Source organism: Pantoea sp. 18069, assembly GCF_902706035.1.
GTDB lineage: Bacteria > Pseudomonadota > Gammaproteobacteria > Burkholderiales > Burkholderiaceae_C > Comamonas.
In genome coordinates this window covers 1-12,384 of record NZ_CACSJA010000029.1, presented here as the reverse complement: position 1 = coordinate 12,384, position 12,384 = coordinate 1, and the positions used below count along the sequence as shown (strand labels likewise).

General features: G+C 66.0%; 8 protein-coding genes and 1 pseudogene. 3 read left to right on the top strand and 6 right to left on the bottom strand.

Annotated elements, in window-relative coordinates:
• Positions 1-395 precede the first annotated feature (395 nt).
• The 3 genes and pseudogenes from nirB to GVL12_RS19315 all read left to right on the top strand — a co-directional run.
• Positions 396-2,948, top strand: a pseudogene (gene nirB, locus GVL12_RS19325) (nitrite reductase large subunit NirB); the annotation flags it as partial.
• Between the two features lie 22 nt (positions 2,949-2,970).
• Positions 2,971-3,348: a nitrite reductase small subunit NirD gene (gene nirD / locus GVL12_RS19320; protein WP_159917115.1), complete on the top strand. Its 378-nt coding sequence runs from the start codon at positions 2,971-2,973 to the stop codon at positions 3,346-3,348.
• 327 nt (positions 3,349-3,675) lie between these two features.
• Complete coding sequence (locus GVL12_RS19315; protein WP_159917113.1) at positions 3,676-4,167, top strand: hypothetical protein; 492 nt, start codon at positions 3,676-3,678, stop codon at positions 4,165-4,167.
• Positions 4,168-4,263: 96 nt separating this feature from the next.
• On the opposite strand, the gene GVL12_RS19310 is transcribed toward GVL12_RS19315, so the two are convergent.
• From GVL12_RS19310 to imuA, 6 genes are all read right to left on the bottom strand, one after another.
• On the bottom strand, positions 4,264-4,770 hold the full coding sequence (locus GVL12_RS19310; protein WP_159917111.1) for an NUDIX hydrolase: 507 nt from the start codon (positions 4,768-4,770) through the stop codon (positions 4,264-4,266).
• Positions 4,770-6,194 carry an RNA-guided endonuclease IscB gene (iscB, locus tag GVL12_RS19305; RefSeq protein WP_306770607.1) on the bottom strand — a complete coding sequence of 475 codons (1,425 nt, stop codon included), beginning with the start codon at positions 6,192-6,194 and terminating at the stop codon, positions 4,770-4,772. Before iscB ends, GVL12_RS19310 begins: the two co-directional genes overlap by 1 nt.
• A gap of 446 nt (positions 6,195-6,640) precedes the next feature.
• A complete protein-coding gene (locus GVL12_RS19300; RefSeq protein WP_159917107.1) occupies positions 6,641-7,225 on the bottom strand; it encodes an alpha-ketoglutarate-dependent dioxygenase AlkB in 585 nt (194 codons plus the stop codon).
• Positions 7,226-7,236: 11 nt separating this feature from the next.
• Positions 7,237-10,350 carry an error-prone DNA polymerase gene (locus tag GVL12_RS19295; protein ID WP_159917105.1) on the bottom strand — a complete coding sequence of 1,038 codons (3,114 nt, stop codon included), beginning with the start codon at positions 10,348-10,350 and terminating at the stop codon, positions 7,237-7,239.
• A 9-nt stretch (positions 10,351-10,359) separates the two neighbouring features.
• Entirely contained in the window at positions 10,360-11,661 is a 1,302-nt protein-coding gene (locus tag GVL12_RS19290) for a DNA polymerase Y family protein (protein ID WP_200843915.1), read from the bottom strand.
• Positions 11,606-12,384, bottom strand: a 779-nt coding sequence (imuA, locus tag GVL12_RS19285) for a translesion DNA synthesis-associated protein ImuA (protein ID WP_159917103.1), incomplete at its 5' end; no start/stop codon positions are given. The genes GVL12_RS19290 and imuA, both read right to left, overlap by 56 nt.

Here is a 12,384-nt window from a genome sequence, read left to right as displayed (position 1 = left end):
CTGGTTTGATGCGTTTGTCCGATTGTTGGCTCTTTCATGTGGCAAGACACCCTTCGACAGGCTCAGGGTGAACGGTGGTTTTCGGTTCAGGGCGAACGCTCGTCCCGTCCCCCCGTTCGTCCTGATCCTGAGCCTGTCGAAGGATGAACGGCCTGGCCTAGGAATAAAGCGCTGCAACGTTTTTTCAGCCTGGCACAAAACCTGCTTAACCACCACGACGATGCGGGGCCGCGATGCCCTCGTCACCCAGGACAAAGGCGTCCGCAACTTTTCCAGCGCACTCAGTGCCTGTATCCGTTGCGGGCGCCTTTTTGTTTTTCCGAACCGGAGCACAGCGCTCCACCACCGTCGAAGGAAGTCGCATGCCCCACGCGACCGATAAAACACCGATGAAGTTGTTGATTGCCGGCAATGGCATGGTGGGCCACCGCTATGTCGAAGCCCTGATCGAACGCTACCCCGACCTGCCGGCGGCCGGGCTGGAAGTCACCGTGCTGGGCGAGGAGCCGCGCCCGGCCTATGACCGCGTGCACCTGTCCGACTTCTTCAGCGGCCGCGGCGCCGATGAACTGTCGCTCGTGCCCCCGGGCTTCTACGATCGCCCCGGCCTCACGCTGCGGCTGAACGCGCGCGTCGCTTCCATTGAACGCCGCAACCATACGCTGCAGCTGGCCGATGGTGAAGAGCTGGCTTATGACAAGCTGGTGCTGGCCACGGGCTCGTCGCCTTTCGTGCCGGGCGTGCCCGGGCGTGACCGGCCGCACTGCTTTGTCTACCGCACCATCGAAGACCTCGAAGGCATGCTCGCCTCGGGCGCCAAATCCAAGAGCGGCGTGGTGGTGGGCGGCGGCCTGCTGGGCCTGGAATGCGCCAAGGCGCTGCGCGACATGGGCCTGCAGACCCATGTGGTGGAGTTCGCGCCGCGGCTGATGATGGTCCAGGTCGACGAAGGCGGCGGGCGCGTGCTGCGCACCAAGATCGAAGCGCTGGGCGTGCAGGTGCACACCAGCCGCAACACGGTGGAGATCACCGACGGCGCGACCGCGCGCCACCGCATGGTGTTTGCCGACGGCAGCCACCTCGAGACCGACATGATCGTCTTCTCGGCCGGCATTCGCCCGCGCGACGAACTCGCGCGCCAGAGCCTGCTGGCGCTGGGCCCGCGCGGCGGCATTGTCGTCGACGACCACTGCCGCACCAGCGACCACGACATCTACGCGATCGGCGAATGCGCGGCCTGGCAGGAGCAGGTGTTCGGCCTGGTCGCGCCGGGCTACGACATGGCGCGCGTCGCGGCCGGGCATCTGGCCGGTGACGTTGACGCGGCCTTCCGCGGCGCCGACATGAGCACCAAGCTCAAGCTCATGGGCGTGGACGTGGCCAGCATTGGCGACGCGCAGGGAAAGACCCCGGGCAGCCGCAACTTCAGCTACACCGACGAGCTGCTGCAGGTCTACAAGAAGATCGTCGTCAGCGAAGACGGCAAGCGCCTGCTGGGCGCGGTGCTGGTGGGCGATGCCTCGGAATACGGCACGCTGCTGCAGATGGCGCTCAATGCCATGCCCCTGCCCGAATCGCCGGGCCTGTTGATACTGCCCGCCACCGACGGCGCGGCCAAGCCCGGCCTGGGCGTGGACGCGCTGCCCGACACCGCCGTGCTGTGCTCGTGCAACAACGTCAGCAAGGGCCAGCTGTGCTCGGCGATTGCGGGCGGCGTGCAGAACATTGGCGATCTCAAGGCCTGCACCAAGGCCGGGACGTCCTGCGGCGGCTGCGTGCCCCTGGTCACCCAGGTGCTCAAGGCCGAACTCAAGCGCCAGGGCGTGGCCGTGAACAACCACCTGTGCGAGCACTTCCCGTACTCGCGCCAGGAGCTATACCACCTGGTGCGCGTGGGCGAGATCCGCACCTTCGCGCAGTTGCTGGCGCAGCACGGCAAGGGCCATGGCTGCGACATCTGCAAGCCCACGGCCGCGAACATCCTGGCGAGCTGCTGGAACGACTTCGTTCTCGACCGCAACGGCGCGCCGCTGCAGGACAGCAACGACTACTTCCTGGGCAATATCCAGAAGGACGGCACCTACTCCATCGTGCCGCGCGTGGCCGCGGGCGAAATCACGCCCGACCAACTGATCGTGATCGGCCAGGTCGCCAAGCAGTACGGCCTCTACACCAAGATCACGGGCGGCCAGCGCATAGACATGTTCGGCGCCCAGGTGCACGAGCTGCCGCTGATCTGGCGCGAGCTCGTGGACGCGGGCTTCGAGTCGGGCCATGCCTATGGCAAGTCGCTGCGCACCGTCAAGAGCTGCGTGGGCTCGACCTGGTGCCGCTACGGCGTGGACGACAGCGTGGGCCTGGCGATCGAGCTCGAGAACCGCTACAAGGGCCTGCGCTCGCCGCACAAGATCAAGTTCGGCGTCTCAGGCTGCACGCGCGAATGCGCCGAGGCCCAGGGCAAGGACGTGGGCATCATCGCCACCGACAAGGGCTGGAACCTCTACGTCTGCGGCAACGGCGGCATGAAGCCGCGCCACGCCGAGCTGATCGCGTCCGATCTGTCCAAGGAACAGCTGATTCGCTACATCGACCGCTTCCTGATGTTCTACATTCGCACCGCCGACCGCCTGCAGCGCACCAGCACCTGGCGCGACAACCTCGAAGGCGGCCTGGCCTATCTCAAGGAAGTCGTCATTGACGACAGCCTGGGCCTGGCCGACGAACTCGAAGCGCAGATGGCGCATGTGGTCGGTACCTACGCCTGCGAATGGAAAAAGGCCGTAGACGACCCGGCCGTCGTGCGCCGCCTGCGCACCTTCGTCAACAGCGACGCCGGCGACGCCAACGTGGTCTTCGTGCAAGAGCGCGGCCAGATCCGCCCTGCCACCGACGTGGAAAAACGCAGCGGCCTCAAAGGCATCCCCTTGGTCGAAGAAGCCATTGCCTAGAACACTATTCGGAGAACGCCCCATGAACGCATTAGCCAACGCTTGCGAACTCGCCCCGGCCGACGCCCATCTGGCCGACGCCGACTGGCACCGCATCTGCGCGGTCGACGACATCTGGCCCGACACCGGCGTCTGCGCGCTGATCGGCACAACCCAGATCGCCATCTTCCGCCTCGCCGACGGCAGCCTCTACGCCCTCGACAACCACGACCCGCACAGCGGCGCCAACGTGCTCTCGCGCGGCATCGTCGGCGACCTGGGCGGCGAGCCTGTGGTGGCTTCGCCTATCTACAAGCACCATTACCAGTTGCGTTCGGGGGCCTGCATGGAGGCGCCTGAGACGCGGCTGCGGACCTATCCGGTGGCGGTGAGGGAAGAGGTGGTTTGGTTGCAGGCCTGACTTGCAGGCCTTTGAGACGAGGCCTTGCGCTGTGCTGCGCGAGGCTTGGGGGTAGCGTAATGCAAAAGCACTCCGTTCCTGTCCCCCCGTGCGTCCTGAGCGGGGTAAGCGAGACAAAGTCTCGCCAGGCGTTATCAAGAAACGGCCTGTCCTCAAAGAAGCCTTCGACCCTTAGATCCTTCGACGGGCTCAGGATGAAAGCCCATGCCTCGACCTGATCAGGGCATGCGCAGCCCAAGATGCCGACCTTGGGATAGACCCACCCTCACAAAACTGTATGCAGATACAGTAGACTTTGGTCTTGATCGCTTCCAAAAAAGTCCAAACATGTCAGTAGAACTCGAGCCAGAAGACATCTCCATCTTCGAAGACCGCCTTTGGTATCACAAGGGCTGGGAAGCCCGCGTCATCAAGAACGAAGACGACGATGGCTGGGCAGTGTCAATGACCCAAGACGGCCAGGCGGAACCAGCGCTGGTCGGCCCATGGACCATGGGGCGTGACAAGAAGAGTCCCAAGCCACTTGATATGTCGGCCTTCAACACGCTGGTGAAGACTGCCAGCGAAGTCATACGTCGGCATGAGCAGCACCAGGCAGCGCTGTTGCACAAAGCCATTGAGATCGAAGTGCGCGGATTGCGCGTGACGGTGGCGCTCGATATCGAGCCCGACGAGGAGAACCCCTCTGCGACGCTCACGGCCACCGCAGCGGACGGCAGCCAGTTGGCCAAGGTACGCGTCCGGCCGGACCATGGCCTCACCCGCGCGTCTGCGCAGCGCTGGGCAGACGCAGGCTACCCGCGTGATAGCGAGGACTAAAATCGAGCAGCAGGTTCCCAGGCCCCTGCGGCTGTTCAGGAAAAGTGGCATTGAACGACTGCTTTATAGACGTTGTCGGGTGAGTGTCTTTGGCAATCAAGGCTGACAGCCCTTGCGATCACGGTTGGCAACAACGTCTGGCCCCTGCGCCCCAGTGTCGAGCAGCACTTCCTTCAACCCCACCGGAAACAGCGCAGGCCCATCCGGCAAGTCGAGTTCCGCCAGGTCAAACCAGCGCGCCGTGCAGGGCGCTCCGCTGTCCTCGAGGAATTCAATGACGTCCAGGCCTGCAAAGGCATCTGCGTCAAACCGCACTTCGCCAATGAACAGCACTTCGTGGCCGGTGGCGCCATGGTGGGTGTAGATGTTTTCCATCACATGCGGCGGCCCTGTCACTTCAATATCGACACCCAGCTCTTCCTGGAACTCGCGCGCCAGGGCGGTTTGCCAGCATTCGCCAAACTCGATGCTGCCGCCCAGCGGGCGCACGCCTTTGAGTTGGCCGTGGTCATCGAAGACTTCGGCCGCAAGCAGCTTGTCATCTCTCCAGTGCAGCCCGATGGCTTTGACTTTGATGTGTTGCGGCGGTCTCCATGAAGTCATCAGAGTGCGCGTGAAACCTCGGCATTCATGCCGGGGAGGTAGAGCGCCGGATGCGAAGCATCCGATGCTTTTGGCCTTACCTGATCACGTTTTGTGTGATTGGCCGGGTTAAGAAAATAGCCATACCCGTCGTTCCTTTGAACGATACGGCAGTGTCTGTAGTGGATTCCCTGCACCACCGCTGAAACGCCAGCTTGGTGCAATTGGATGTTGAACCTGCCCGTTGCCCGAATCGCCACGCGGCCCGTGTGGACGCCGGCCTTGAGACCTTTGGGTACATCCGCGCGCACCATGTCGCCCGTGGCAAAGTCGTGGACGCGCTTGCTGCGCATGAGGTAACCCCTGGGGAAACCGAATTTATCCAGGCGCGTGCGTTGGTAGCTGCCGCGGCCCATCGCCTTCAAGGCCAGGGTCGGGCTATTCCAGTTTTCAATGGAGTGGACCTGGCCCACGCAGGCCGCGTCCAGCGCATGGGTTTTGGGCACACCCAGCGCACTGCGGTTGAATTTGGTCCGCCCGCCCGAGGCCAGCTCCACGGGCAGGCCCGTAGCCTGCAAGGCGTTTGCCAGTGCCCAGCGCGTGGTGTTGACGGCTGCCGCATCGCGCAGCGGCTTTTGGGCCTGCGCAAGAATGGCGTTTAGTCGCTTCTGGTCCTGGGCCAGAAAATCCTCGATGCTGCGTGCCGCTTTTTTCTGGTTGCAGCAGGCGCAGGCCAGGGTCAAGTTGGAGGCACGGTTGCTGCCGCCATAGGCCCTAGCTCGGATGTGTTCGATCTGCAGGGGCAGATTCCTGGCGCCGCAGTAGGCGCACTGGCGGCCCCATTTTTCCAGCAGATACTCGCGCAGTTCGTAGCCGAACAACGTGCCTTGCTGGTATTCGATGCCATCGATCTCAGGATTTTGCAACGCTTGCATGTCGAAGCGCACAAGCTCCGAGCTGATGGCACGCACGGGTGCCCAGCGCTGGATGCGCCGAACCCAGGTCATGGTAGTGTCCACGCGGTGCTGCAGCGAAGGTGCGAGCCAGCCCGTCCTGTCGCCGCCCCGGTTCAGGAACCTTGGAGCGCGATAGCGCAGATTGCTGCGACGCCGACGGCGCATCTGACGGCGCGCCGTCATGGCCTCGGAAATCTGCCGGCCGCGGTGGACCAGCTCCAACAGGTTCAGCACGGCTACGCCCAGCTGGACTTCGCCAGTCAAAGCGTCCACTGCCGCCACCTCGCGGACCAGCGCGAGCCCCGTAGTCTTGCTCCCCGGGTCGATTTTCAGACGCAGAGGCTGGAATTCGCAGTCGTCGGCCTGACGGTCGACCAGTCGGACGACCATAGGCAGGAGGCGATGTACGCGCGCCCGGCCGCGGTCCAGCAACAGCCGGGCCCGCTTTTCGGTGCACGGCATCAAAGCCTTGCCATGGATGTCCAACACAAAAACCGCCACATCGACTCCTGATCACAAGCGCTGCAATCTGTGCAGCCAGGCTGTCTTTCCAGCAGTCAGCCCTTACGGGCCTGGTGACGGGGCGCGTGATTTCTCACGAACCCGCTCCCCTCGGGAATGTCGACAACCGGCTCCAGCCCTTGCGGGCTGCGATCCAGACCTTCGGACCTTTACCTTTGTCCTGCATGATCAAGATCTTGCAGAGCAGCGAACTGAGGAAGCATTCGCTGGTGCGTCTGAACGACCTGTTATCGACGCAGCGGGTTGGGTACCGCTTTCCCTGGTCAATCTGGCTTGATTCCTTTCAGTTCCAAGCCCCGTCTTTTAGGGCGGGGTAATTGACAGCGGTGTTTTCTCGTATAGGTTTTCAGCAGGGTGTGCATTCTCGCGCATGAACGCTGCGTTTGCGAGGTGGGCGTGCGGCGCCGCGCTATTCACCGCCCACGCCTGTCCCTGAAAGTCACCGACCAGCGCAGCGCACGCGTTGGCTCCACGCAATGCTGCCAGCCCCAGCGCGCCTCGTCCTCCATCACATACACAGAGCGCGGCTGCACCGCAAGTTCAACGACCTGTCGCGGCAGTTCAGGCTGATACGGATAAGGCCGAAACCGCAGCGTGGCCTCGCCCCCCAGCGACACCCCATGAATCCCCTCGAAGTCCGGTACATCGCGATGCCAGCCCAGCGGCGTGCCCGGCGCATATTCGGCGACCAGCGCATGCACCAATGCCTCGGGGGAAACACCGCGCCAGGCGGCAACCCGATCGCGCAAGGGCAGCAGACGTTCGTCCAGCGCTTGCGCGGGCTTGAGTTCATGGGTGTCGAAGTCATACGAGCCGCCAAAGCTCACCACGCGCCGGCGCGCAAAGTACTGCTTGTACTTGGCCGCATGCAGCGGCAGGCTGCGGATGATGGCAATCAGCTCCTGCTCTTCATCGCGGCCCAGGAATTCGGGCTGGTAGACCAGGCCAGCAATCGAGGCTTGCACTTCTTCATCGCCAAACAGACTGCATTGGTTCATGTAATGGGCCTTTACTTGAAATTCCGGCTCTCGGTGCGCAGGCGCCCCAGCAGGTGGGAGAGATCGGCCATGCGTTCGGCAATCAGATTGCAGACCGTGCCTTCGCGCTGCCAGCGCCCTTCGACGGCCAGCAGGCGGGAGCCGAGCAGTGCCTGGCGCTGGGCTTCGCGCACGTCGCGCCAGACGATGACCTGGGTCACGCCGTGCTCGTCTTCCAGCGTCACAAAGACCGTGCCCTTGGCGGTGGGCGGCTGCTGGCGCAGCGTCACGATGCCGGCGGTGCGCACGCGGCGGCCGTCGGGAATGCGGCGCAGCTGCTCCGAGGTCTTGAGCTGGTATCTGGCGAGCCGGGGGCGCAGCAACTGCATGGGGTGGGAGCGCAATGTGAGGCCCGTGGACGCGTAGTCCCACAGCACTTCCTCGCCTTCGGGCGCTTGGGGCAGTTCAAGCTGGGCTTCGTCGATTTGCGCCTCTTTCAGCAGCACGGGGGCAGTGTGTAGTGCCGCGGTGTCCCAGACCTGTTGGCGGCGGTGGCCCGAGAGCGTGGCCAGGGCGCCGGCCGCGGCCAGGGCTTTCATTTCGTGCAGGTCCAGGCCGCAGCGCTGGGCGAGTTCGGGGGCGCTGTCGAAGGGCGCGCGGCTGCGTTCGTGCGCTATGCGCGCGGCGCTGCTGCTGCGCAGGCCGGCAATCAGGCGCAGGCCCAGGCGCACGGCGGGCTGGTGGTCCATGTCTTCGAGCGTGCAGTCAAAGGCGCTGTGCATCACGTCCACGGGCCGCACTGCTACGCCATGGCGGCGCGCGTCCTGGGTGAGCTGGCTGGCCGAGTAAAAGCCCATGGGCTGGCTGTTGAGCAGCGCCGCGAGAAAGGCCGCGGGCTCGTGGTGCTTGATCCAGCTGGAGGCGTAGACCAGCAGCGCAAAGCTGGCCGCATGGCTTTCGGGAAAGCCGTATTCCGAAAAGCCCTTGATCTGCTCGAAGATCTGTTCGGCAAAGGCCTTTTCGTAGCCGCGTTCAAGCATGCCGCCCACGAGCTTGTCGTAGTACTTTTCCAGTCCGCCCTTGCGCTTCCAGGCGGCCATGGCGCGGCGCAGGCCGTCGGCTTCGCCGGCGGTGAAGCCCGCGGCAATCATGGCGATCTGCATGACCTGCTCCTGGAACACCGGAACGCCCATGGTGCGGCCCAGCGCTTCCTTGAGCGCCTCGTTGGGGTAGGTCACGGGGTCCAGGCCCTGGCGCCGGCGCAGATAGGGGTGGACCATGCCGCCCTGGATGGGGCCGGGGCGCACGATGGCGACTTCGACCACCAGGTCGTAGAACTTGCGGGGCCTCAAGCGCGGCAGCATGCTCATCTGCGCGCGGCTTTCTATCTGGAACACGCCTATGGTGTCGGCGCGGCAGATCATGTCGTAGGTCGCGGGGTCTTCGGCGGGGATGTCCTGCATGCTGAAGTCAAAGCCCCGGCGCTGGCTGATGAAGTCCAGCGCGCGGCGTATTGCCGACAGCATGCCCAGCGCCAGCACATCGACCTTGAGCAGGCCGGCTGCGTCGAGGTCGTCCTTGTCCCATTCGATCACGGTGCGATCGGCCATGGCCGCGTTCTCCACCGGCACCATGCGGCACAGCAGGCCGCGCGTGAGCACAAAGCCGCCCGTGTGCTGCGACAGGTGGCGCGGAAAACCTATCAACTGCGCGGTCAGCGTGATCAGTTGCTGAACGGCCAGCGTGTCGGTGGCCAGGCCCAGCTCCGCCAGGCGCTCGGGGCTGATGCTGCGGCCGTCGAACCATTGCTGGCCCTTGGCGATGGCGTCCAGTGTGGCCAGCTCGAAGCCCAGCGCCTTGCCCACGTCGCGCACGGCCGAGCGCGGCCGGTAGGAGATCACGGTTGCGGTGAGCGCTGCGCGGTCGCGGCCGTACTTGCTGTAGAGGTACTGTATGACTTCCTCGCGCCGCTGGTGCTCGAAGTCGATGTCGATGTCGGGCGGCTCGTTGCGCTCGCGCGAGATGAAGCGCTCGAACAGCACGGCCGTGCGATCCGGGTCGACTTCGGTCACGCCCAGGCAGTAGCAGACCGCCGAGTTCGCGGCCGAGCCCCGGCCCTGGCACAGGATATTGCGCGAGCGCGCGAACACCACGATGTCGTAGACCGTGAGGAAGTAGGGCTCGTATTTGAGCTCGCAGATCAGATCGAGCTCGTACTCGATCTGCGCCTGCACTTTTTCTGGAATGCCTTGCGGCCAGCGCCGGCCCGCGCCTTCGTAGGTGGCCTGGCGCAGATAGGTCTCGGCCGTATGTCCCGCGGGAACGACTTCGTCGGGGTACTGGTAGCGCAGCGCGTCAAGGCTGAAACTGCAGCGCGCGACGACGTGCAGCGTCTGCGCGAGCAGGTCGGCAGGAAAGGTCTGGGCCAGGCGCAGCCGGCTGCGCAGATGGCGCTCGGCGCTGCGCAGCAGCGCATAGCCGCACTCCGTGAGCGGCTTGCCCATGCGCGTGGCGGTGAGCACGTCCTGCAGCGGCTTGCGCGAGCGCACATGCATGTGGGCGTCGCCCACGGCGACCAGCGGCAGCGCCGTGAGCGCCGACAGCGCGCGCATGCGGTGCAGCCACAGCTCGTCATCGATGCGGCGCACCAGGTCGACGCCTATCCAGCAGCGGCCCGTGAAATGCCTGAGCGTCCAGCGGCCCATGGCTTCGAGCTGGGCGTCGCTGGCCTGGCGCTCTGGGCATAGCAGCACCAGGCAGTCTTCGAGTTCCGCTCCGCGGATGCCGTCGAGGTCAAGGAAGTACGTGCCTTTTTCCGACGCGCGGCGCAGCTTGGTGATGAACTGGCACAGGTTGCCGTAGCCGTTGAGGTTCTGCGCCAGCACCACCAGCGTGAACGGCGCCTCGCTCTCATTGCGCGGCTGCACGCAGAACTGTGCGCCCAGCAGCAGCGCCATGCCGTGCGCCTTGGCCGCGACATGGGCGCGCACCACGCCGGCCAGCGAGCATTCGTCGGTGATGGCGATCGCGCTGTAGCCCAGCGCCTTGGCGCGCGCCACCAGCTCTTCGGGCTGGCTCGCGCCGCGCAAAAACGTGAAGTTGGAAATGCAGCGCAGCTCGGCATACGCGGGCAGGAGATGGTCCATGCGCTGCGCTCACCCGTAGTGGCCGTGCAGAAACCAGGCGGTTTCCTCGCCGGCCAGCCGCGCCTGGAAGACCCACAGCAGGCCGGCATGCGGGCTGATGGCAAGCCAGTAGTCGCGCTGCACATTGCGCGTGGGCGCCGTCTCGTCGGCTTCACGGTCCCACCAGCCGCCTTCGACGCGGTCCGGGCCCAGCAGCAGTTGCAGCTTGCCCTGGTAGACCGGCCGGTTGTCGCGCTCGGTCAGTTGCAAGGGCTTGTCGAGCACCCAGGTCGGCAGCGGCAGACCATGCAGGGGCTGCGGCCTGGCGTTGCGGCGCGGTTCCTCGGCGGACCATTGCTGCATCCATTCGAGGCGGTGGTCGGCGCACAATTGCGGCCGGCGTATGCAGTCTTCGCCCAGCCGCGCCTGTATGCGCTCTAGCGCCAGCCGCACGGACGCGCCCTGGTGCGCGGGGTCGGGAATCAGCGAGTGGCTTTGTTCTTCCAGCGGCTCGACGGCGTCGGCCAGCAGTTCGAGATCGCCCGCGGGCGCAAGCAGCTCCACCTTGGCCAGATGCTCGGCTAGCAGGCGCGCAAAATGCTCTGCGTTCTGCGTGGGCGCGGCCGTGCGTATGGTGAGTTCGCCGCCCAGGCCCGCGGCGCGCGAGCGCAGGCTGTCGTGGCACCAGCGCAGCGTGAACGCCGTGGCGCCGAGCTGGCGCGCGCGCAGCCAGCCGCACATCAGCATCAGCAGCCGCTGGGCGCCAAACAGCAGCGCGGGCGCGGTTTCCACGCGCGACATCAGCTCCAGCCGCGCATGGAAAGTCTCGGGCAGGCCGACCCAGGCATAGGTTTCGGGGCGCAGGCCATAGGCCTGGTCCAGGGCGGCGAGCAGCGCGGCGTCGAAGCGCCGCGCAATGCCGCCGCGCGGCAGCGCGCGCACCTGGCCCAGCGTGCGGCAGCCCACGCGCGACAGCGTGGCCTGGTGCAGCGCGACGGCGCTGAGGCTGGTCAAGGGCAGGGCGTCTAGCCACTGTTCCAGCGGGCGCGACAAGCCGTCGGCCAGACCTTGACGAACGAGCGCCAGCGCCGCGAGCCCGGTAGGCGCCCAGGCCACATGCGCGCCCAGCTCCCGGGCGCCGGCTTCGACCAGCGCGTGCAGGCTTGCGGCGCCGCCAAACAGCCGCAGGCTGGCCTCGACTTCCAGCAACACCGCTTCCTCGACCAGGGCCACGCGCGGCGTGAACTGCAGCGCCCAGACCGCGAGCGACTGCGCGTCAATGGGCGATGCGCAACTGGGGTTCTGTAGCGGCAGGAGGGCGGCCCAGTGCATGGAACACCTCCTCTCGTTGGACCCCGGGCGCCTGCAGCTCGTGCAGCCGGGGAGGAATGACGGAATGCAGGTTGGCGGGAAGCGCGCGCAGGTGCAGCACCTCATCGGCGCTCGCGCCTCGGCGCTTGCGTATGCGCAGGTCTATGCCCCAGCTCTCGCCCAGCGCGACCGACACGCGCAGTGGCGCGGGCGAGGCGTCGCGCAAGGCCGCTTCGGGCCGGAACAGGAATACCGGCGCATCGCAGTGCAGCGCCTGCACCTGCAGGCGCCGGATCTGCTCGGGCCGCGCCTGGGGCAGCCAGACCAGCACCGCGCCTGCGGCTTCGGACTTGATCAGCTGTTCGGCGACCCAGAGGCTGTCGGCCGGCGCCTTCACATCGATCCAGACCAGTTGCTCGGGCGCCAGGCCCAGCTGGGCCAGGCCCATGGCCAGCGGCGGCTTGGGCGGCGCGACCAGGTAGACGCGGCTGTTGCGCCCGGCCACAAAGCCCGGCAGCGCGGGCGCGAGCAGCCGCCATTCGCACAGCGCCGCCTGGGCCAGCAGCACTTCGCTCAGGCCCCGGGTGGGCCAGCCGCCGCCGGGCAGCGCGGCGTCGAGCTGCGCGAAGCCCGTGGGCAGTGCACGCCCGGCCGCGGCCCCGATTTCCGTGCCGCGCCAAACGGCCTGCGCCACATGCGCGGGCAATTGCCAGCGGTCAAAGCCGGGGGCGGTGGGGAGTGGGG